Genomic DNA, 22,966 nt, shown 5'->3' on the forward strand with positions numbered 1-22,966 from the left:
TGGCGTCACGCCGATGCTATGCATGTACCGCCGTCTGCGCGAGCGCGGCCGGGCGGTGCAGTTCGTCTATTGCGCACGCAGCCGCGATCAGGCCGCATTTCTCGACGAACTGGCGGCGCTGGGCGGCGACGTCGTGCTGCATTTCGACGATGAGCACGATGGCCGGCCCTTCGATCTTGCGGCCTGTGTTGCGGATCAGGCGCGTCAGGCGCATGACGTGCACGCCTACTGTTGCGGGCCGGGCGCGATGCTGGCGGCGTTCGAAACGGCGTGCGCGGATGCGGGCGTGCGCAACGTGCATATCGAGCGTTTCGCGCCAGCCGCACCCGTCGCGCCAGTCGAGCACGCGGGCTACACCGTAGAGCTGGCGCGCAGCGGCCGGTCGCTGTTCGTGCCGGCGGGCAAGGCGCTGCTCGATGCGCTCATCGAAGCGGATGTGGACGTTGAATATAGCTGCCGCGAAGGCTTGTGCGGCGCGTGCCAGACACGCGTGCTCGGCGGCTGCGTGGAGCATCGCGACGCGGTGCTCACGCAATCGGAACGCGCTGCCAACAACGCGATGATGATCTGCGTATCGGGTGCGAAGAGCGGTACGCTCGTGCTCGATCTGGCCTGAGGCGCCGAAGCGATAGCAAGGGACTGCGCGGTTCGACACCATACCGCGCAGTCCGATAAGCATAACGAAATAAATAGCTGAAGCCTCACGCTTCTCCCCACAGCAAGCCTTTTGAGGACACCATGGAACTCACCCGCCTGGCGCAGGATTACGAGGCCAGCGGCGCTGCGCGCGCCGCCGACAAACAGGAAGCCGCATTGATATCGGCGCGTATCGAACGGCTGCCGTTCTCGCGCTGGCACGCACGCGTGCTCGGCATCGTCGGTTTCGTGCATATGACCGACGCCTTCGACGCGCTCACGATTGCCTTCGTGATGCCCGTGCTGATTGGCCTCAGGCATCTCACGCCCACCGAAGCGGGCCTGCTGGTCTCTGGCGGCTATGTGGGGCAGACGCTGGGCGCGCTGTTCTTCAGCGCCGCCGCCGAGCGCTTCGGCAGGCTGCGCGTACTGCGCTGGCTGCTGGTGGTGCTTGCCTTGGGCAGCGTGGCGTCCGCGTATGCGAGCGGGTATGCGGTGTTCATCGCGCTGCGCTTCCTGCAAGGCATTGGTCTGGGCGGCGAATCGCCAGTGTCGGCGACTTATATGAATGAAGTGTGCCCCGCGCGTATTCGCGGGCGTGTGATCTTCGTGCTGCAATCGACATTTGCGCTCGGCAATCTGGTGGCCGCCGTCGCCGCGCTGTGGCTGATTCCCAGCTTCGGCTGGCAGGCCATGTTTCTGGTGGGCGGTCTGCCGATCGTACTGGCAGCGCTGCTGCCCTACGCCGCGCCCGAATCGCCGCGCTGGCTCGCGATCAACGGCCGCGCCGACGAAGCGCGTGCGATCGTCGGAACGATGGAGCGCAGTGCGGGCGTGTCGCCGCGCGACGACGCAAAGGTGGCCGAGCTTGCCGACGCGACTGCAGACGAAACGCCCAAAGAATCGTTTCGCGCCCTTTTCGCACGCGGTTTTGCGCGCCGCACGCTGGTGGTGTGGGTGATGGCCGCATGCGGCAGCCTCACGACTTACGGCATTCTGGTGTGGCTGCCGTCGCTCTATCGCACGGTCTATCATCTGCCGCTGCAGACCGCGCTGCGCTACGGCACTGTGAGCATGATCGCGACGCTTATCGGCACCTTCGTCGGCACGTTTGCGATCGACTGGCTGGGCCGCCGCAAGACTTTCGCGCTCGCTTTTCTGGGCGCGGCGCTGCCGATGCTCTGGATGGCGGCGAGCGGCACGCGCGCGAGTGCCGAACTCGTGCTGGTGCTCGCCTCGATCAGTGTGTCGATGATCGCGATTGTCCAGTGCGGCATCTACGTCTATGCGCCCGAGGTGTATCCCACGCGCATTCGCGCGACCGGCGCGGGCGCGGCCTCGGCGATTACGCGTGTGGCTTCGGTGGTCGGGCCGGTTGTGATCGGCGCGTTGCTGACATGGTGGAAAGTGGAGGCCGTATTCGCGTACTTTGCGATCGTTTCGATGCTGGGCGCGGTTGTAATCGGCGTGTTCGCGCTGGAAACGCGTGGCCGCACGCTCGATGAAATCGCGCGATAGAAGGTTTGTTGCGGAGTTCGACCCGGCGCAAACGTTTTGCAAATTACAGCAAAGGCGCTATCGCATTACAATTCCCGCCACAATGGTTGTGCGATTGGGGCAGGGCGGGATCAGTGGATAGAAAAACCAGCAGTGGGCGCGACGCTTCGGCGTCGGTCATGACAGGCGTTGCGCCCTTGACGCGACTGCGCCCGATCGTCGTCGCGGCATCCCTCGTCAGTTGCCTGGAGATTTTCGACTTCTCCGTATTCGCACTGTTCGCAGGTTGGATCGGCGCGCAATTCTTCCCCGCTGCCCAGCCAATGACGTCGCTGCTGCTGGCGGTCGCCACCTTCGGCGTGGGCTTCCTGTTTCGTCCGCTCGGTGCGATCGTGATCGGCGCTTACGCCGACCGCGTCGGCCGTCGCGCGGCCATGACGCGCTCCATCTGGTTGATGGCGGCCGGCGTGGCGATCATTGCCGTTTGTCCGCCTTATCGCGTCGTGGGCATTGCCGCGCCGATTGCGATCCTGGTTGGCCGCTTGCTGCAGGGACTGGCGGCGGGCGGTGAGATTGGCGCTGCCGCAGCTTATGTCATGGAAGCCGCGCCACATACTCGCCGTGGTTTTTTGTTGAGCTGGCAACTGGTTGCCGCCGCCGTGGCGCCGTTGATGGGGGCGCTGCTGGGCCTGCTATTGTCGAGCCGCCTGTCTGCCGAAAGCCTCGCGGCATGGGGGTGGCGCATTCCCTTCGCGATTGGCTTGCTGATTGTGCCGCTGGGCTGGTACGTGCGGCGGCAGTTGCCCGAGGACGCGCTTCGCGACGCGCCGAAGCCTCGTGCGAAAGTTCCGCTTGTCGAGCTTTATAAGGCTCACGGCAAACCCCTCGTTCTGGCCACGCTCACGGTGGCGGGCCGCACGGTGCCGGCCTATACCGTCAGCTATTTCATGCCGTCCTACCTGACGCATGTGATGCATCTGCCGGCGAAGCTGGGATTTCTTGCTACGGCGGTGTCCGCTTGTGTGCTGATACTGGCCGCGCCGTTATCCGGTTTGCTGGCCGATCGTCTGCAGTGGCGCAAGCCGCTGTTGCTGGTGGCCTCCGGCGTCACGACCCTGCTGATCTATCCCGTGTTCCACTTCATTTCCCACACGCACGACACCGCCACGGTGCTGCTGGGCGTGGGACTGATCAGCGCGTTCGTCGCGCCATGCAGCGGCGTGGGCACGGTGATGGTGCTGGAGGCGTTCCCGGCCGACGTGCGCGCCACGGGCACGGCGCTGTCGTTTGCGCTGGGCGTGGCGCTGTTCGGTGCGACGGCGCAACCCATCGTCACGTCGCTGATCCAATGGAGCGGCAACCCCATGGCGGTCGCATGGTACGCCGTCCCGGTATGTGTCATGAGCTTTTTCGCGCTGCTTTTCTTCCCGGAGCGTCGCCGGGAAGGTTGAGCGTAAGCGCATGGGCGATTTCAGTGATCGCCGTGCTTTGTATTTATTAAGGCATGCGAAGTAATGCGACGTGGGCGCAATTCAAACGATGAGCGCGCTCTGATGTGCCTCGCGCGTAAGGTATACGAAAGCAAACCTGCGCCGCGCTCAAAACTCCTCCGCCTACGCCGCCCGGATGACACCCATCCGAACGTCACTATCACCCGTATGGGCTTAGCCGAATCCGCTTGACATTCATCATCAGACGAATTAATTTTATTGGATGATTGAGAAGCATTCTCATTCAAAGTGCATGCGAGGTGATCCTCAGCGCTGTCAGGATCGATGGCGGCGGGCATGCAGGTGTTTGATCGGAAACGGGTGGAGGACACAAAACGTGAGCTGGGATGACGAGAACGCCGAGTTCGAGGTCGTGATCAATCAGGAAGAGCAGTACTCGATCTGGCCGAGCTACAAGCAGATTCCCGCGGGATGGCAAGCCGTGGGCAAGAAGGGGCCGAAGGCGGAGGTGCTCGCGTATATCGAGGAGCATTGGACCGATATGCGCCCCGCGAGCCTGCGCAAGGCCATGGACGCAGAAGCTGCCGCGAATGGCGCGGCCTCGCCGGCCTGATGTCGTCTTTCGCGTCGCGCGGTGCGACGTCGGCGCAGGCCTTGACGTTGTTCTGTTTGCCCTATGCGGGTGGCAGCGCCGCGGTCTATCGCGAATGGCAGCAGCGCTTGCCCGCGTGGATCAGGCTCGTGCCCCTGCATATGCCGGGGCGCGGTGTGCGCCATGCGATGCGCGCGCTGCATACATGGCCCGAACTGCTCGATTTGCTGCTCGACGACGCCGCGCCGCATCTGGGCGCGCCATTCGCGATTTTCGGGCACAGCATGGGCGCGTTGATCGGCTTCGAGTTCGCCCACGCCATACGCAAGCGTCATGGAGTCGAGCCCGCGTGGCTAGGCGTGTCGGCATGCAAGGCACCGCGTCGTCGGCAGCGCGAGCTGTACTGGCTGAGCTGCCCGGAAAGCGAGTTTATCGACGAAGTGCGCTCGCTCAACGGCATGCCCGAGGAGTTGCTCGCGAACCGCGAATTCATGGAGCTGGTGCTGCCGTTCCTGCGGGCCGATTTCCATCTGTGCGGCAGTTACGCGTATGCGCAACGCGCGTCGCTCGATTGTCCGCTGCTGGTGCTGGGCGGCACACACGATCGTGAAATCGCGCAGGAGCCCGGCAATCTGGCGGCGTGGTCGCTGGAAACGTGCGGTGACTTTGAGCAGCACGCCATCGACGCGGATCATTTTTTCATCAATACCCATCGCGACGCGGTTATCGAGCTGGTCGTCAGCAGCCTCGCGAGGGCGTTTCAATCTAGCGGACAGCCGGGCAACGCACTTGCGTGTTCACCGGTCTGATATCCCGCATCTCACGTGGAGGTCTCTGTATGGCGGACAACTCGTCTGAGCTTTTCGATTTTTCGCCTTATGTCGCCCAGCGCGAGGAAATCCTCCCGTTGATTCGCGATTTCGCGTCGCATCACGCGTTTCGCAGTGCTGCGGTCGAAGAGCTTGAACTCGATGAGGACTACTATCGTCGCCCGCTGCGCCCGGAAGACCTTGAATTCCTGCAATTCAAGAAGCCCGTACCCGCCGATCGCGTGAGCCGTCTGCCGTCGCTGGCGACGCAGCGTTTGCTGATGTCGCTCAACGAAGTGGGCATCGCGCGCCCGCCTAAACCGAATGCCGCCGACGCAAACGTTGCCGCCGGTGAATTCGCGCGTTTCGACGCGTTCTACGGTGAGCGCAATCAGGTGCTCGGCGCGCGTATCCGCCCGTTCCTGGAACACTACGGCTTTACGTTCCTTGGCAGCGAAGGCCGACGCGGCGAAACCGTGGCGCGTTATACGGAGCGCCTGCGCGCCGTGCTGGCGGCCGAGCAGACGTTCTGGGCCGACATGTTTGCGCTGCTCGTGCGCAACGACTACCTGGTCGAAGGCCTGCGCTTCATCATGATCCAGCGCTACAGCCTGGCGCCTTCGCGCCGCACGGCGGTCGAACGCGCAGTGGCCGCAGGTTACTTCGATTTCGTGGCTGCAGCCGACCGCCCCGAAACCAGCGCGCCTGCGAAAGACCCGATGCTCGCGCGCGTCGCAGAATTCGTCGGCACGACGCAGCGCGAGCACTCGTACTGGCAGTTCTATCTGCCGACCAGCATGGCGAAGGCCAATCTGCTGTATGCGCTGGGCACGCGTCCGGACCGTGCGTTCCCGCTGCTCGGCGCGACCTTCGTGGCCGAGGCGGAAGCGCTGGCATTTTCGGCCGCACTCGCGAAGGCTTGCCCGCATCTGGTGCAGCCCGATGCTTCGCGAGGCACGCATGTCGACGCCGCGCACGCCGCCGACGATCTGGTCGCGCGCTTCTCGCGAGCGCTCGCGCAGGTGGGGCAGGCCTACGGCGCGGAAGGTCTTTATCGCGTGGGGCAGGGTTTCGGCGCGGGCGAGAAACTCGCGGACCGTGGCCGCTGGGATCTGGGCGAACAGCTCAAGTGGCTATCGGCCATCGAAAACTACATCGAATGGGCCGGGAAGATTGCTGTGCGTATTGAGGCGGAATGCCCGGAAATCGATCGCGAAACCTTTATCGAGCCGCGCGACCTCTGCTCGACGACGCACGTTCACAACGATCACCGTCTGGTGGTGATTCGCAGCGGCGGCGTGGGCACGCAGATGCTGTTCTGGGGCAATCTGGGCATGCGCCTGGAGATGGGCGAGGGCGACAAGGTGCTGATTCCCGATGGCCGCCTGCATGGCTCGACCGTGGTGTGCCCGGAATGCACCTACGATCAGCCCATCATTCCTGAGGAATGGATCGCCGAACTGCTCGACGGCGCGCCGGTATCGTCAGCAGCCGCAGCGGTGGCCGCCTGAGGTTCTGAGTCAAGCACGAGCAGGTTGTATCAAGCGCGGCAGCTAGCAAGGCCGCGACCGGATGTTTTTGCCAGGCATGTATTTTCCCAGCTCCGTTCTTCGATGAACGATCCGGATTACTGATTGACCCGTCGGCCGCCCTGTGCGCGTCGCGGGGAGTGGTTGTCTTCGGCTGCGCGCGCTATAGGGCTATATGTCCACACAGCCGCGCAGACAGCTAACCCGGACAGAAACCGTTTAGATGGAGAGGGTCATGCAGGCTGAAAACAAAAGCGCTGATGCGGTTCCCAGCCGCAAGCGCGAGGTGAGCGACTGGCGAGCGCGCGTTATCCTGGAGGATGAGGTGGGCTTGACCGAGGTCCCTCACTGGCTCGTCAGCTCCTATGAAACGCTGCGTTCGCAGGTGCTCTCGGATGGCTACCCGTGTTTCTTCGGCACGATCGCCGAGCGGCGTGGGGAAATGTTCTATTCGTACGTCAACGGCAAAGACCTCAGCACGCTGCCCGCGACCATGGCGACGTTCGCGCGTCTGGCGGATCAGGTCGAATTTCGCCGCCATAACATCGCGATCTTTTTCGAGCCGGATGCCCAGCCGCTGTCGCACGAGGAATATCACGATCACTTCTGGGGTGCCCTCCAGCACCTGCACAACGTAGACAAGGCGCCCGGCGCGGACTTTCAGCCGGATCCGTCCGACGAGGCCTGGGAGTTCTCGTTTGGCGGCGTGCAGATGTTCGTGGTGTGCGCATGCCCGTCGTTCCAGAAACGCCATAGCCGCAATCTCGGGCCTGGCATGGTGCTGCTGTTCCAGCCGCGCGCCGTATTTGTCGACACCATCACCAACAAGGTGATTGGGCGCGAAGCGCGCAACCAGGTACGCGAGCGTTTGCGCGTGTGGGACGAGGTGGAGCCGCATCCGGATCTGGGCTTTTACGGCGACCCGGGCAACCTCGAATGGAAGCAATATTTCCTTGCCGACGATAGCGAGCGCGCGGCGGACCGTTGCCCGTTCCTGAGTCGCAAACGCAAAAACGCAGCACAGGCGACGCAGCCGGTGCATTCGACCACGCAACCTGCCGAAACCGAAACCGTAGAAGAAGCGGATATCGAATATTCGGTCGGCAAGTAATTGTCGGGTTAGTCGCACCAAACGTAAAAAACGCACGTCAGCACGAAATCAGGAATACGAAGGAATAACGCCCATGTCGATTGCCGAATCTACCTTGCTGCTGCCCGAAGGCTTTCGCGAACGCGTGATCGAAATGCACGGCACGCGCGTATTGAGCGTGGAATGCGAAGGGCTCGACGTTAATGCGCTCGCCGACGATCCACAGATACGCGCCGCACTGCTGCAAGAATTGACCCAGTATGGCGGCGTGCTGATTCGCGGCGCGCTGCCGGTGGGGGCGGCAGGCTTCAATGCGCATGCGGCGCGCTTCGGCAAGCCTTTGCTGTCCTATGAGTTCGGCTCGACGCCGCGTTCGCACGTCGAAAAAGGCGTGTATTCGTCGACCGAATATCCGGCGTCTCAATGGATCGACCAGCATAACGAGCAGTCGTACACGCTTAAATGGCCGAGCTGGATCTGGTTCTATTGCGACATTGCCGCGCCGCAGGGCGGCGCTACGCCGGTTGCCGACAGCCGCGAAGTCTGGAAACGCATCGACCCGGCGCTGCGCCGCCTGTTTGCAGACAAGCGCGTGATGTACGTGCGCAATTACGGCACCGGTCTTGATCTGCCGTGGCAGAAGGTCTTCAATACCGACCGGCGCGATGTTGTCGAAGCCTTTTGCGCCGATAACCAGATTCAGTACGAATGGGGTGACGACGGCGAAGCGCTGCGCACGAAGCAGGTGTGCCAGGCGGAACTTCAGCATCCGCAGACCGGCGAGATGGTGTGGTTCAACCAGGCGCATCTATTCCATGTGTCGAGCCTGCCTGATGATCTGCGCGAATCGCTGCTCGATGCCTTCCCCGAGGAAGAATTGCCGCGTCACGCATTCTTTGGCGACGGCACGCCGATCGACGATGCGATGCTCGCTGAAATCCGCGATGTCTATGAGCGCACGATGCTCGCGTTCGACTGGCGCGCAGGCGACCTCATGATGCTGGACAATCTGTTGATGTCGCACGGACGCGCGCCGTTTTCCGGTGCGCGCCGCGTGCTGGTGGCCATGGCGTGACGGTGGGATTCAATCCCCACGAGACTAATAAAGCTTAAAGGAAATTCATGTCGCTACTTTTGTACCTCATCCGCAACTCGCGAGGCACGCTCCTCATTGCCCTCGTCATGAGCATCGTGGGTGGGCTTGGCAACGCGGCGCTGGTCGCGTTGATCAACCAGGCGCTGGGCGCGTCCAGAGACGGCCTCGCGCGCCTGGGCGTCGAATTTCTCGCGATCTGTCTCGTGGTGCTCGTCACACGCACGCTTTCGCAGACGATGTTCATGCAACTCGGCCAGCGCGCCAAGGCGACGCTGCGCATGCGCACGATTCGCCGTATCGGCGAGGCGTCGTTTGCTGATCTGGAAAAGCAGGGCTCGGCGCGTCCGCTGGGTGTGCTGACTCAGGATCTGGACAGCGTCGTGGTGTTCTTCGTCAATCTGCCGGTGCTGGCTACGCAAGGCGCAGTGATCGTCGGCTGTCTGGCATATCTGGGCTATCTGTCGTGGCCTATTTTGCTGTGCGCCATTGCGACCATTACGGTGGGCGTTGCCGGTTCGCATCTGATCAGCGCCAAGGCGTTGTTTCATTTGCGTAGCTCGCGCAAGCGCGAAGACGAACTGGTCAAGGATTTTCGCGCACTGTTTGACGGCGCGAAGGAACTGAAGCTGCACAAGGCGCGCAAGCAGGCCTTTATCGACGACATCATTGCGCCGAACGTGGAAGCGGTGCGGGTGCAGCGCAGCCGCGGCTACGTGCTGAATTCGGCGGCCGCGAGCTGGGGCAACATGATCCTGTTCGTGTTCATCGGCTGCACGCTGTTCATTCTTGCACGGCTTTTCCCGGTGTCGTCGTCGGTGATGTCGGGTTACGCGATGACCTTCCTTTACATGATCATGCCGATCGAAGGGCTGCTTTCAGCGATCCCGACGGTGAGCATGGCGCGCGTGGCGCTCGAACGCATCGAACAGGTCAACGCCGATCTGCCCGAGGAAAAGATGCATCCGGCTACGTCGGCAAGCGGCTTCGAGACCATCGCGCTCGAAGGCGCAACGCATCGGTATTTCCGCGAGAAGGAGAACGAAGTCTTTACGCTTGGGCCCGTCAACCTGACGTTCAAGCCGGGCGAGCTGGTGTATTTGATCGGCGGCAACGGCAGCGGCAAGACCACGCTCGCGAAGATGCTGGTGGGCCTCTATCCGCCTGAAAGCGGTCGCATCCTGCTCAATGGCGCACCGGTGGACGAGGCGCATCGCGAGATCTATCGCCAGCATTTTTCGGTGGTGTTCAGCGACTTCTTCCTGTTCGACAGCCTGCTGGGCATGCGCGTGAACGGCCTGGACGCGAAGGCGCGCGCGCTGCTCGAAGAGCTTCAGCTTGACCACAAGGTGAATGTGAGCGACGGCACGTTCTCCACCACGCAGCTTTCGCAGGGCCAGCGCAAGCGGCTTGCGCTGCTGGTCGCGTATCTGGAGGACCGGCCGTTCTATCTGTTCGACGAATGGGCCGCCGACCAGGACCCGGTTTTCAAGGACGTTTTCTACCAGCACCTGCTGCCGCAACTCAAGGCGAAGGGCAAGACCGTGTTCGTCATCACGCATGACGACCGCTTCTTCCATCTCGCCGATCGCTATATCAAGCTCGATTACGGTCAGGTGGTGGCGACGGGCAAGGGCAGCGATCTGGTGACTCACACGCAGCAGGAAAGCGCGCGCCCGCAGATGTCGGCGTGAATTTCGCGCGGTGTAATGAATCCTGGTGAAAAACAGGCAGGCAAAAGGCTTCGAGCATGAATGATCAAGTAGCGGCAACCGGCACGGCGCCGGGCGACGAAGTGGCGGCACCGGAACGGCGCACGGGCCACAAGCTGGAGGCGCACGGCTGCGCCACGCCGATGTATGAACTGGAAGGCGCCTCGTTCGTCGTCGGCGAGCGCACCTTGCTCGCGCCGCTGACGCTGAATCTGCGGGCTGAGCGCGTGTCGGGCCTGATCGGCCATAACGGTTCGGGCAAGTCCACGCTGCTGAAACTGCTGGCGCGGCAGATGGCAGTGACGTCGGGCGCGGTGCGCTTTGGCGGGCGTGCATTGCCGCAATGGCGTAGCCGCGAATTCGCGCGCAAGGTCGCCTATCTGCCGCAGCAGCCGCCCGCCGCCGATGCCATGACGGTGCGCGAACTCGTTGCGCTGGGCCGCTATCCGTGGCATGGCGCGCTCGGCCGCTTTACCGACGCCGATCACGAGAAAGTCGATGAAGCGATCCGCCTCACCGATCTCACCGTCTTCGCCGGGCGCGCCGTGGATAACCTCTCGGGCGGCGAGCGCCAGCGCGCCTGGCTCGCCATGCTGGTTGCTCAGGATAGCGAATGTTTGCTGCTAGACGAGCCGATCTCGGCGCTCGATATCGCGCATCAGCTTGAGGTACTCGAACTGGTAAGGTCGCTGAGCCGTGAGCGCGGGCTGGGCGTGGTCGTGGTGCTCCACGACATCAACATGGCGGCGCGCTTTTGCGACGATCTCATCGCGCTCAAAGGCGGCCGTCTGCTGGCGAGCGGCCCGGTGGACGAGATCGTGCAGGCCGACAGACTCGGCGAGATTTACGGCGTGAAGATGGGCACCATCGCGCATCCGCATGGCGGCCTGCCGATCTGCTACCCACACTGACGCAGCATTCCTGGATGTCCTGATCAATGGCGCCGCGTGCTGCGTGCACGCGCGCCAGGCGGGATATCCGGCGACGATGGTCGAACACCAGCACACGGCGCTCCCACGAGTGCGCCGGGCTTTCCCCCGCAGTGACATCTATTGCCCGTGCCCGCGATGTGGCGCACGGGGACCAACGGATCAACGGATCGTTTTCGGGCCGCTGCCGACGTGCGCGCCCGTGAATGTGAAATTGCGGATATCAGGAGAGCAAGATGCCTTTGAGTCACCCTTCCGGCGCAAACGTCGTTTGTGCCCCCGCGCGCGATCTGGTGAGCGCGCTGCAGGTGCATCTCGCGCAACGCCCGCAACAGAGCGCCGTGCGTTTTCTAACCGACGGCGACGCCACCGTCCACGAACTCAGTTACGCGCAGCTCGACGCCCGCGCCCGTGCGCTCGCGCAGACCTTGCGCGCCGCCGCGCCCGCCGGCGAGCGCGTGCTGATCCTGCTGCCGACAAGCCTCGACTACGTGGTCGCCTTCGTGGCCTGCCAGTACGCGGGGCAGATCGCCGTGCCCGCGTATCCGCCCGAAGCGGGACAGGGCGCGCATGGGGCGCGTCTGCGCGCGATGGCCGCCGATTGCCATCCCGCCATCGCGATCATCGAAGATGCGGGCCGCGCGCTGATCGAGGCGGCGGGCCTGAGCGATGCGCTCGCCAATACGCGTCTGGTCGATCCGCGCGCGCCTCACGAAGGCGCGTTTTGCGTCGAAGCGGGCGATCCGCAGGCGCTGGCGTTCCTGCAATACACGTCGGGCTCGACTTCCGTGCCCAAGGGCGTGATGGTCTCACACGCCAATCTGTGCGCGAATATCGATGCAATTGCCGGGTCGATGGCCTATACCGCCACCGACCGCATGCTGAGCTGGCTGCCGCTCTATCACGACATGGGCCTGATCGGCGGCTTGCTGTCGCCGCTCGTGTGCGGCTTCCCGGTCACGCTGATGACGCCGCAGCATTTCCTCGAACGACCCGCGCGCTGGCTCGCGGCCATCGCGCGCGAACGCGCGACTGTGAGCGGCGGCCCTGATTTTGCGTATCGTCTGTGTCTCGACCGTGTGCGCGATGCGCAGATCGGCGCGTTGGATCTGCGTAGCTGGCGTGTCGCATTTTGCGGCGCGGAGCCGATTCGTCAGGCCACGCTCGACGGTTTCGCCGCGCGCTTCGCGCCATGCGGCTTCAATGCCGCCGCGCTCTATCCCTGCTATGGCCTGGCCGAAGCGACGTTGCTGGTGACGGGCGTGCGCGCGGGCGGCGGCGCGCCGCAACGCCGTTTCGTGGCGGCTACGCTGGCCGAAGGTCGGGCGCTCGCGAGCCTGCATGAGCACGATGATGCGGACACCCAGGCAATTGTCGATTGCGGTGTACATGCGTCGCAGCACGCGCTGGCGATTGTCGATCCGCGCACGTTTGAGATGCGTGCAGACGGAGAAGTCGGCGAAATCTGGGTGCAGGGGCCGAGCATCGCGCAAGGTTACTGGCGCAACCAGGCCGCAACCGATGCGAGCTTCGTCACCCATCCGCTGGCTGGCGGGCGCTGGCTGCGCACCGGCGACCTGGGTTTTCTCGTCGATGGGCGGCTGCATGTGTGTGGGCGCGCGAAGGATCTGATCGTTATTCACGGGCAGAATCTCTATCCGCAGGATATCGAAACGTCCGTTGGCGATGCGCTCGACTGGGTGCGCAGCGCTCGCGTGAGCGCGTTTCCGGTGCTGCGTGCCGAAGGCGGCGAGGGCATCGGGCTCGCTGCCGAAGTCGCGCGCGGAAAGCGTCGCGAAGGCGGTGCCCAGGCGTTGTTTGCGCAGCTTCAACGGGTTATCGGCGAGTATTTTCAGCAGGATGTGGCGCTCGCGCTGCTGCTTGAACCCGGCGACCTGCCGCGCACGTCGAGCGGAAAACTGCAGCGCAGCGCCTGCTTGCCGATGTGGAATGCCGGTACGTTGACGCCGTTTGCGGTTCTGGATGCGCGTTCCACGGACGCAAGTACGCCACCAGATAAGAAGGAATCCGAACAAAACTCGGAAATAGAAGCGCGCGTCGCGCAATGCTGGCGAATCGCGCTGCCTGCCGTGGATGATGCCGAAATCCAATTCGACGCCGATACCGATTTTTTCGCAGCGGGCGGCCAGTCTATCGCGGCCGTGCGCCTCGCAGCGGCGCTAGGCGAGGAGTTCGGCGTGACGGTGCCGGTCGGCGCCTTGTTCGTGCGGCGTACCGTGCGCGCGCAGGCCGCGATGCTTGCGGGCGAATTCGATGCAGGCGGCGTCAAGCGCATGATGGACGACGCAGCGCCGCAGCCCGCAGATGACCGCATGACCGCGGGCCAGCGCGCCTTGTGGTTTCTGTGGCGCGTCGATCCGCGCGATCCCGCCTATCACGTAAGCGCGACGCTCGAACTGAGCGGCGCGCTGCGCGTCGACGCGTTGCGCCACGCGCTTGCGGTGACGCTTGCGCGCCACCCGGAACTGCGCGCGCGCTTCGACGAGCAGGACGGCGTACCGGTGCGCAGCGTTGTCGACGACGCGTCGATCGACTGGCTGACCTTCGATCGCCCCCATCCCGCCGACGCCGACGCCCACGACACCCTCGCCGAAGCCGCCGCGCGGCCCTTCGATCTCACGCATGGGCCGTTGCTGCGCGCCACGCTCGTGCGCCTGGAAGCGCAATGCCATCGGCTCGGCCTGGTCACCCATCACATCGTTTGCGACGCGGCATCGTGGCATGTCGTGTGCCGTGATCTGATTGTGGCTTATGACGCCGCGTGCGCGGACGCTGCCGTGCTCGACGCACCCATCGAATTTGCTGCGGATTTTTCGGCTCCGATTACGTGCGTCGATCTCGACGCACAACGCACGTACTGGCGTGAACGGCTCGGCGCCGAACATCCGCGCACGGCGTTGCCGGAAGAAGCGGGTGCGTCGCCGCAACAGCAAACCGCAGCGCCCAGCACCCACGGCCACGGCGCACGCGTGGCCCGCAGCCTGAGCGCCGCGCTGACCGCACGCCTGACGGCCTGGTCGCGCGCGCAAGGCGCGACCGCTTTCGCCGGTCTGTTCACCGGCTTCGCGGCGCTGCTGCACCGCCTGAACGAGCAGGCCGATCTGCGTATCGGCATGCCGGTGAGCCTGCGCGACGCGGCGACCGAAGGGCGCGTCGGCTATCTCGTCAACAGCGCGGTGGTGCGCGTGGAGGCGCAACCGCGCATGAGCGTGGACGCGCTGCTTGCGCAAGTCGGCGCGCGTGTGATCGAAGCGCTCGGCCACCGCGAGCTGCCGTTCGCCGAAGTCGTCGATCTGCTTGCGCCTACGCGCGACGCTGGCGCGACGCCGCTTTTCAACGTCATGTTCAACGAGCAGATCGTGCCCGCCGGTGTGTGGCGCGCGGGCGCGCTCGCGGTCGAAATCGTCGAGGAGCCGTGGGGCAGCGCGCAGTTCGACCTCACGCTTAACGTGGTGCGCAGCGGTGAGGCCGTGCGGTTGGTACTCGACTATCGTGACGGACGTCTCACCGCGCCCGCTGCCCGGCGTTTGCTCGACCAGTATGTTGCGGTGCTCGAAGCCATCGCCGCGACTGATGCGAGCGGCGCGCTCACGCTGGCCGACCTGTTGCCCGACGACAGCGCACACGCCGGGGCAGATGCCACGCTTCGCGAGCCGCGCTTCGAGCCGATGCATCGACGCTTCGCGCGCATGGCGCGGCAAACGCCCGACGCTTGCGCCGTGACCTGTGACGGCGACGCATTGAGCTACGCCGACCTCGCACGCTGGTCGCGCCGTATCGCGCGCGGCCTGCAGCGCGGCGGCGTGTGCGCCGACGAATGCGTGGGCGTGTGCGTGGGCCGTTCGAACGCGCTGATTGCGGCAGGCGTCGGCGTATTTGCGGCGGGCGCGGCGTATCTGCCGCTCGATCCGGATTACCCGGCGCAGCGCATTGGCGCGATGTTGCGCGATGCGCGCGTGCGTCACTGCATCGTCGATGCGCAAGGCGCTGCGCGTCTGCGCGAAATTGGCGCAGAGTTGCAGTTGATTGATGCCAACGCGCTGCGCGCCGATGGCAACTTCGATGACGGCATCGACCCGCTCGAACAGGATGTGATTGACCCAGCGCACATCGCTTACGTGATCTACACGTCCGGCTCGACCGGCACGCCAAAGGGCGTCGCGCTGCCGCAGGGCGCGTTCGACGGCTTGATGCAGGCGATGCGCGAGACGCTCGATCTCACGCCTGCCGATATCTGGCTTGCGGCCACCTCGGCATCGTTCGATATTTCGTTGCTCGAACTATTCCTGCCGTTGACGGTGGGCGCGCGTATCGAGCTTGCCAGCCGCGAGACGCAGCGCGACGGCGAACGCCTTGCGGCCTTGCTCGAGGCGAGCGGCGCGACGGTGTTCCAGGCGACGCCGTCGGGCTGGAAGCTGCTGCTTGCGGGCGGCTGGCAGGGCGTACGCCCAGGCATGCGCCTTCAAGGTCTGAGCGGCGGCGAGGCGCTCTCGCCGGATCTGGCGGGCGCGCTGATCGGGCGCGGCGTGGACCTGTGGAACCTCTACGGTCCGACCGAAACGACGATCTACTCGCTCGGCGCACGCGTGGCGGCGGATCGGCCCGTGACGATCGGCCAGGGTTTGCCGCGCAACCGGCTGCGGGTGCTGGGCCGCTCGGGCGAGACGGTCCCGGCGGGCGGTATCGGCGAGTTGTGCATCGGCGGCGACAATCTCGCGCGCGGCTATCTGGGACGCGCCGCGCAGACAGCGGAGCGCTTCGTGCCCGATCCCACTGGTCACGGCGCGCGCCTCTATCGCACCGGCGATCTGTGCCGCGTGAACAGCGACGGACGTATCGCCTATCTGGGGCGGCTGGACCAGCAGATCAAACTGCGCGGCCACCGCATCGAGCCCGGCGAAATCGAAACGGTGCTGCGCCGCTGCGCGGGCGTGCGCGACGCCGTCGTGGTGCTGCGCGAGGACGGCGCGTCTGCGCGCCTCGTGGGCTATGTGGCGGGAGGGGCCGAAGTCGATGGCGCGAACCTGAACGCCGAACTTCAGCGCCGCCTGCCCGCATACATGGTGCCCGCCGCGCTGGTCGTGCTGCCCGCGCTGCCGCTCACGCCGTCGGGCAAGATCGACCGCCGCGCGTTGCCCGCTCCAGACGCCGCCGCGCCTGAAACCGACGATGCCGCTCGTGTCGCTCAAGTCACTGATTCCGCTGATTCAGATATCGTGCCCGGGTCGCCGCTCGCGCGACTGCTCGACATCTGGGCGAGCGTACTGGGCCGCACGACGGTCACGCCCACAGACAACTTCTTCCAGCTTGGCGGCGACTCGATTCTGACCTTGCAGATCGTCTCGCGGGCGCGCGACGCCGGTTTGCGCGTGACGCCGCGCCAGGTGTTCGACCATCCGACGCCTGCCGCGCTTGCCGCCATCGCGACGCCCGCCGCCGCGCTGCCGGGCGCATTGGCGGTAAGCGGCACGCTGCCGCTCACGCCCATCCAGCACGCTTTCTTCGAAACCTTCCCGCAAGGCGAGCCGCACTGGAATCAGGCGGTGTTGCTCGAACCGGGCCGCGCGCTCACGGCTGCGCGTCTGGAAGCCGCGCTGCAAGCGCTACGCGCGCGCCATGAAGCGCTGCGCCTGCGCTTTGTCCGCGCGGCCGATGGCGCATGGCAACAGCAAGTCGTGCCGGTCGCGGCGCTCGACGGGCGTCCCGTGCTCACGCATGTCGAAGTCGCGCACGCGCACGAATGGGACGCGCGTCTGGCCGAAACCTGCCATGCCGTGCAACGCGGCTTCGACCTTGACAGCGGACGCCTCTTTGCCGCCGCGCTTATCGAAGAGCCGCAGGGCGGCCGGCGCCGGCTGCTGCTCGCGGCGCATCACCTTGCGGTCGATGGCGTGTCGTGGCGCGTGATTGCCGCCGATCTGCAACGGCTGTGCGCATCGGGCACGGAATCCGGAGCCAATGCGGTTCAATTGCCCTGGAGCGCGTGGGTTCACGCGCAGCAGCGTTACGCCGATGCACTCGATCTGGCCCACGAAGCGACGCTATGGCAAGACGTGGAGAGCACGCTCGCCAACGGCCCGAACCTGCCGCTCGCACACGCGCAGGGCGCAAACGCCGCGCCGCGCACGCTCGCCTGGTCATGGGACGCGGATAAAACGCGGCGCCTGATCGAGGCCGCGCCGCGCGCGCCAAGGCTGCGCCCCGACGACATCCTGCTCGCGGCGCTCGTGCGCACGCTGCACAGCTGGAGCGGCGCGGCGCGTCATGCGATCGAACTCGAAGGCCATGGCCGCGCACCGCTCGACGCCGATCTCGATACGAGCGAGACCGTGGGCTGGTTCACGACGCGTTATCCCATCGTGCTGAACGCGCACGACGATGCGCTCGCCACGCTGCTCGATGTGAAGGCGCGCCTGCGTGCGGTCCACGAAGGCGGTTTGCACTACGGCATGCTGCGCCGCGCGCGGGCCAACAGTGATAGACGCGCACTGCATCCCGGCATCGCATTCAACTATCTGGGCCGTTTCGAGCGCGCTGTTGGGGTTGATACCGCTCACGATGCCGCTCACAGCCTCACGTTCACCAGCGAAGCGCCTGGCGCGATGCGCGCCGCAGCGCCCGCACATTACGCGCTCGACATCAACGCGATGATCGTCAACGGCGTGCTCTCGCTGACGTGGGAGTACGATCCCGCGCGCGTGTCGGACGCAACGGCGGCGGCGCTGCTCGACGCGTTCGGCGCGCAACTGAACGCGCTGGTGCAACGCTGTGAGAGCGCAGGCGCGACGGATCGCGAATGCGCCTTCACGCCCGCCGATTTCCCCGACGCCGATCTCGACGCCGCCCAGCTTGCGCAACTCGCGCTCGATCCGGCAGCGACCGAGGACGTCTACGCCGCGACGGAACTGCAGCAAGGCCTGCTGATTCACGCGCTGTCGCATCGCGACGCAAGCCTTTACGTGAACCAGATGTGCCTCACGCTGGCGGGCGGCGTCGCGCATCACGCGCTGCGCGACGCATGGCGCGCGGCCATCGCGCGTCATCCGGTATTGCGCACGGGTTTCCGCTGGCTCGGCACCGATGCCGCGTTGCAGGTCGTCGCTCACGCCGCCGCGCTGCCGTGGCAGACGCACGACTGGTCGGCACTCGACACGCATGACTACGAGGCGAGCCTCGCCGCCTGGCGCGACGCCGATGAGCGAACGCCCTTCGACATGACGCAGGCGCCGCTGATGCGCGTGGCGCTGTTCGCGCGGCCCGACGGCGCTCATGACCTGGTGTGGACGCATCATCACGCGATTCTCGACGGCTGGAGCGCGTCGACACTGCTCGGTGAAGTGCTGCAGGCGTGCCGCGCCCAGCCCGTCACGGAATGCGCATCGGAGCCGGATACGACGTGGCGCCGCTATATCGCGTGGCTGCGCCGTCAAGGCGCACAGGCTTCCACGCAACAGCCCGCACCACAGCACGCCGAAACCTGGTGGCGCACACAACTGGCGCGCGCCGACGAACCCGCGCGTCTGGTCGAAAGCCTGGGCGCGCCGCTCGCGCCGCGCGACGGTATTGGCCGTCATACGCTGGCGCTCGATGCGGCCACGCGCACGCGCTTGCTGGAAGGCGCGCAACGCCAGCGCGTGACGGCGGGCACGCTCGCGCATGCGGCGTGGGCCTGCGTGCTGGCGCGCGCGGGTTATCGCCGCCAGGCCGTGTTCGGCACGGCGATGGCGGGGCGTCCGGCGACGCTGCGCGGCGCGCAGCAGGCCGTCGGCCTTTTCATCAATAGCCTGCCGCTGTGGATCGACGTGCCGGGCCGCACGCGCGCCTCGTCCTGGCTGCAGAGCGTCCAGCAGCAGATTGCCGCGTTGCGCGAGCACGAAACGACTTCGCTCGCCCAGGTGCAGCGCTGGGCCGCGCAGGGCAGCGAGGCGCTGTTCGACACGCTGCTCGCCGTCGAAAACTATCCCGTCGATGCCGCGTTGCGCGACGCCGGAGCAAGCGCGCCGTGGGTCGCCGCAGTGGACGTGCGCGAGCGTCCGCATTTCCCGCTGACGGTGAGCTTCGTTCTGGGCGCGGCCATCGAAATCCAGTGCACCTGGGACGAGCGCCTGTTCGACCGCGTCACGGTCGAGCGTCTGATCGGCGACCTCGCGGCGCTGGCCGCACGGCTGGCCGACGCGCACGACGAGCCGCTTGCAAACATCGTCGCCGATATAACGCCGCAGGACCCGGCGCAGCTTGCTTCTTTCACCGCTGCCCAGCCGTTCGAATCCGTCACGCAGCGCATTGCCGCGCAGGCGCTGCGCCGTCCGCACGCCGAAGCCGTCGCCGATGCGCAGCGCCGCATCGACTACGGCACGCTCGCGGCCTGGTCCGATCGCATCGCGGCGCGCCTGGCTGCGCTCGGCATTGGCCGCGAGGATCGCGTGGGCGTGTGCATGGAGCGCTCGGTGGGACTGGTCGCGGCCTTGCTCGGCGTGCTCAAGGCGGGCGCGGCCTACGTGCCGCTCGACCCCGCCTATCCGCAGGAGCGCCTGCTGGACGTGGCCGCCGATGCACGCCTCGCCGCGCTGGTTGGCGACGACGCCAGCCTCGCGCATTTGCCCGCCGTGTTCGAAGGCCGCGCGTGCGTGATGGCGCAAGCGTGCGATCCGCTGCAAGCCAGTCTCGACGATGCGGGCATCGCATTCGCCGCGCCGCCCGTGCACCCCGAACAACTCGCCTACGTGATCTACACGTCGGGCTCGACCGGGCGGCCCAAGGGCGTGGCGGTCACGCATCGCAACGTTGCGCGCCTGTTCGACGCCACGCGCCACTGGTATGCCTTCGACGAGCACGACGTCTGGCCGCTGTTCCACGCCTACGCGTTCGACGTGTCGGTGTGGGAGCTGTTCGGCGCGCTGACGCATGGCGGGCGGCTGGTGGTGGTGCCCGCGCAGGTGGCGCGCGACGCTTCGGCGTTCCACGCGCTGCTGTGCCGCGAGGGTGTGACGGTGCTCAACCAGACGCCGTCGGCCTTCATGCCGCTGATGCAGGTCGACGCAGAAGCGCGCGCGCCGTTCACCCGCGTGCGGGCGATCGTGTTCGCGGGCGAGAAGCTGGAGCCGGGCGCGCTCGCGCGCTGGTACATGGGCCGCGCGCGCGCCGGTCTGCCGCAGCCGCGCATCGTCAATATGTACGGCATCACCGAAACCACGGTGCATGTGACCTATCGCGTGCTGGGCGAGGCGGAAATCACCGCCGAGGTGCCGCGCAGCCTGATCGGCGAGCCGATGCGCGACCTGCAGTTGCGCCTGCTCGATCGCGATGCCCACGCCGCGCCGGTGGGCGGCGTGGGGGCACTCTACGTGGGCGGGCCAGGCGTTGCGCGCGGCTATCTTGGGCGCCCGGGTCTTACCGCCGAGCGCTTCGTGCCGGACCCGCACGGCGCGCCGGGCAGCCGTCTCTATGCGTCCGGAGATCTGGCGCGCGGCCTGCCGACGGGCGAACCCGAATACATCGGCCGCAGCGACTTCCAGGTGAAGATTCGCGGCTACCGGATCGAGCCTGGCGAAGTCCAGGCCGTGCTGTACGGCCATCCTGCCGTGCGCGAGGCGGCCGTGCTCGCCGTGCCGGACAACACCGGCGCGGGTCTGCGCCTCGTCGCGTGGGTCGTACCTGCCGATGCCGATGTCAACGTCACCACGCTGCGCGACTGGATCGCGGCGCGCATGCCTGCGTACATGGTGCCGTCGGCGATGGTTCTGCTCGACGTCCTGCCGCTCACGGTCAACGGCAAGCTCGATCGCCGCGCGCTGCCCGCGCCTGAGTCGGCGGAGGCCGCGCAGACCACGGGCGAAGCCCCGCGCAGCGACACCGAACGCACGATCTCGACCGTCTGGGCCGACGTACTGCGCATCGACGCGCCGGGCGTTAGCGGCGACTTTTTCGCGCTCGGCGGTCATTCGCTGCTGGCGCTGCGCACGATGTCGCGGTTGCGCGATGCGTTTGGCCGCGAGGTGCCGCTCGAACTGCTGTTTAGCCATCCGGTGCTGGCCGATCTGGCCGCCGCGCTCGACGCGCACTGGCAGAACGGTGGCGCGCGCGCCGATGCATTGCCTGCGCTGGTGGCGCGTGGGCAGCAATCGGCGCGGCTTTCGCTCGCGCAGGAGCGCTTGTGGTTCCTCTGGCAACTCGATCCCGAGAGCGCCGCCTACAACGTGTCCGGCGCGCTGCAGTGCGAAGGCGCGCTGGACGTCGATGCCGTGCGCGCGGCGTTCGACGCGCTGGTGGCGCGCCACGCCGTGTTGCGCACGCGCTTCTCGGGCGGCGAGGGCACACCGCTTCAACATGCGCTGCCCGCCGCCGATGCGCGCAGCGCGTATCGATGGGACACGCTCGACGCAACGGCGCTCGATGCCGATAGGTTGCGCGCGCAACTGATCGTCAATGCGCGCGCGCCGTTCGATCTCGAAAGCGGCCCCTTGCTGCGCGTCACGCTCGCGCGCCTCGCGCCGCAGCGCCACGTGCTGCATCTGGTGCTGCATCACATCATTTCGGATGGCTGGTCGATCGAGGTCCTGCTGCGCGAATTCGCGGCGCTCTATCGCGCGGCGCGCACGCGCGTGCAGGCGGATCTGCCCGCGTTGCCGGTCCAGTACCTGGACTATGCAAGCTGGCAACGCGACTGGCTTGAGCAGGGCGGCGCCGCAGTGGTCGAGCGGCAAATGGGCTACTGGCGCGAGCGGCTCGCGGGCCTGCGCACACTCATGGACCTGCCCAGCGCACACGAGCGCAGCCGCGCGTTCCGGCCCGACGGCGCACGCCACCTGATCCGCGTGCCGCAGCGCGTCTGCGCGCGGGCCGAAGCGCTCGCGCTCGACGAAGGCGCCACGCTCTTCATGGTGCTGCTGGCCGCCTTCGACGTGTTGCTCTACCAATACAGCGGCGCCGCCGATGTGCCGGTCGCGATTCCCGTGGCTGGGCGCAATCGTGTGGAGACCGAAGGATTGATCGGCTTCTTCGTCAACACGCTGGTGATGCGCGCGCGCATTTCGGGAGCGGACTCGTTCGTCGATCTGCTGCACCAGGTGCGCGCGGACAGCATCGGCGCGCAGGCGAACAGCGATGTGCCGTTCGACCGCCTCGTCGCGGAGCTGCAACCGCAGCGCCACACGGCGGGCAATCCGCTCACGCAGGTGAAGTTCCTCTATCAGGACGCCTTCGCCGCCGCGCAGGATCTGGATGGCGTGCGCTGCGAACTGCTCGATGCCGATCCTGGCGTCGTGCGCTTCGAGCTGGCGCTCGACGTGCTGCGCGATGCGCGCGGGCTGGAGTGCGTGTTCGCCTATGCGCTCGATGTCTACGACGCGGAGTTCGTCGAGCAACTGGCGCGTCATTACGTGTCGCTGCTGCGCCGCATGGTGAGCGAACCGACGCGCGCGATCGGCAGCTTCGAGCTTGACGATGAGTTCGACGACGCGCACGACGACTGTGACGCAACCGAAACCGACACCGCCGGCGCGCCGAACCCCGCGCCCGCCACTTACTGATTGATGCGCCGATGCCCCCAAAGACGGGCGTCGATTGAAATTTCCGTGCCGGTGTTCAAGCGACATCGGCAGTAGTGAA

The 22,966-nt window shown here is 66.1% G+C and carries 11 protein-coding genes; all 11 read left to right on the forward strand.

All coding sequences use genetic code 11. The features are described from left to right. A partial coding sequence (locus tag VG320_RS17850) for an iron-sulfur cluster-binding domain-containing protein (RefSeq protein ID WP_327201414.1) occupies positions 1-616 on the forward strand: 616 nt, incomplete at its 5' end. A gap of 122 nt (positions 617-738) precedes the next feature. After that, complete coding sequence (locus VG320_RS17855; RefSeq protein ID WP_327201415.1) at positions 739-2,154, forward strand: MFS transporter; 1,416 nt, start codon at positions 739-741, stop codon at positions 2,152-2,154. Positions 2,155-2,330: 176 nt separating this feature from the next. After that, entirely contained in the window at positions 2,331-3,584 is a 1,254-nt protein-coding gene (locus VG320_RS17860; RefSeq protein WP_327201416.1) for an MFS transporter, read from the forward strand. A gap of 376 nt (positions 3,585-3,960) precedes the next feature. Continuing rightward, positions 3,961-4,197 carry an MbtH family protein gene (locus VG320_RS17865; protein ID WP_327201417.1) on the forward strand — a complete coding sequence of 79 codons (237 nt, stop codon included), beginning with the start codon at positions 3,961-3,963 and terminating at the stop codon, positions 4,195-4,197. A gap of 41 nt (positions 4,198-4,238) precedes the next feature. Next, positions 4,239-4,985 (forward strand): thioesterase II family protein, encoded by a 747-nt coding sequence (locus tag VG320_RS17870; protein WP_327201418.1) that lies wholly within the window; start codon positions 4,239-4,241, stop codon positions 4,983-4,985. Positions 4,986-5,014: 29 nt separating this feature from the next. After that, the gene (locus VG320_RS17875) at positions 5,015-6,496 is read left to right on the forward strand and encodes a peptide synthetase (RefSeq protein ID WP_327201419.1); all 1,482 of its coding nucleotides are present in this window, start codon (positions 5,015-5,017) and stop codon (positions 6,494-6,496) included. 253 nt (positions 6,497-6,749) lie between these two features. Beyond that, positions 6,750-7,625, forward strand: a complete 876-nt coding sequence (locus VG320_RS17880) for a YqcI/YcgG family protein (protein WP_327201420.1) — start codon at positions 6,750-6,752, stop codon at positions 7,623-7,625. 73 nt (positions 7,626-7,698) lie between these two features. Next, positions 7,699-8,679: a TauD/TfdA family dioxygenase gene (locus tag VG320_RS17885; RefSeq protein ID WP_327201421.1), complete on the forward strand. Its 981-nt coding sequence runs from the start codon at positions 7,699-7,701 to the stop codon at positions 8,677-8,679. Positions 8,680-8,726: 47 nt separating this feature from the next. After that, on the forward strand, positions 8,727-10,391 hold the full coding sequence (locus VG320_RS17890; RefSeq protein WP_327201422.1) for a cyclic peptide export ABC transporter: 1,665 nt from the start codon (positions 8,727-8,729) through the stop codon (positions 10,389-10,391). Positions 10,392-10,552: 161 nt separating this feature from the next. Next, positions 10,553-11,320: an ATP-binding cassette domain-containing protein gene (locus VG320_RS17895; RefSeq protein ID WP_327201425.1), complete on the forward strand. Its 768-nt coding sequence runs from the start codon at positions 10,553-10,555 to the stop codon at positions 11,318-11,320. Between the two features lie 254 nt (positions 11,321-11,574). Continuing rightward, positions 11,575-22,887: a non-ribosomal peptide synthetase gene (locus VG320_RS17900; RefSeq protein WP_327201423.1), complete on the forward strand. Its 11,313-nt coding sequence runs from the start codon at positions 11,575-11,577 to the stop codon at positions 22,885-22,887. Positions 22,888-22,966 lie beyond the last annotated feature (79 nt).

It is taken from the genome of Paraburkholderia sp. (genome assembly GCF_035948235.1).
GTDB lineage: Bacteria > Pseudomonadota > Gammaproteobacteria > Burkholderiales > Burkholderiaceae > Paraburkholderia.

Bases quoted from the DNA above. Each gene is read 5' to 3' on its own strand.
- VG320_RS17855 (WP_327201415.1), top strand. From the start codon at position 739: ATGGAACTCACCCGCCTGGCGCAGGATTACGAGGCCAGCGGCGCTGCG.
- VG320_RS17875 (WP_327201419.1), top strand. From the start codon at position 5,015: ATGGCGGACAACTCGTCTGAGCTTTTCGATTTTTCGCCTTATGTCGCC.
- VG320_RS17880 (WP_327201420.1), top strand. From the start codon at position 6,750: ATGCAGGCTGAAAACAAAAGCGCTGATGCGGTTCCCAGCCGCAAGCGC.
- VG320_RS17885 (WP_327201421.1), top strand. From the start codon at position 7,699: ATGTCGATTGCCGAATCTACCTTGCTGCTGCCCGAAGGCTTTCGCGAA.
- VG320_RS17890 (WP_327201422.1), top strand. From the start codon at position 8,727: ATGTCGCTACTTTTGTACCTCATCCGCAACTCGCGAGGCACGCTCCTC.
- VG320_RS17895 (WP_327201425.1), top strand. From the start codon at position 10,553: ATGTATGAACTGGAAGGCGCCTCGTTCGTCGTCGGCGAGCGCACCTTG.
- VG320_RS17900 (WP_327201423.1), top strand. From the start codon at position 11,575: ATGCCTTTGAGTCACCCTTCCGGCGCAAACGTCGTTTGTGCCCCCGCG.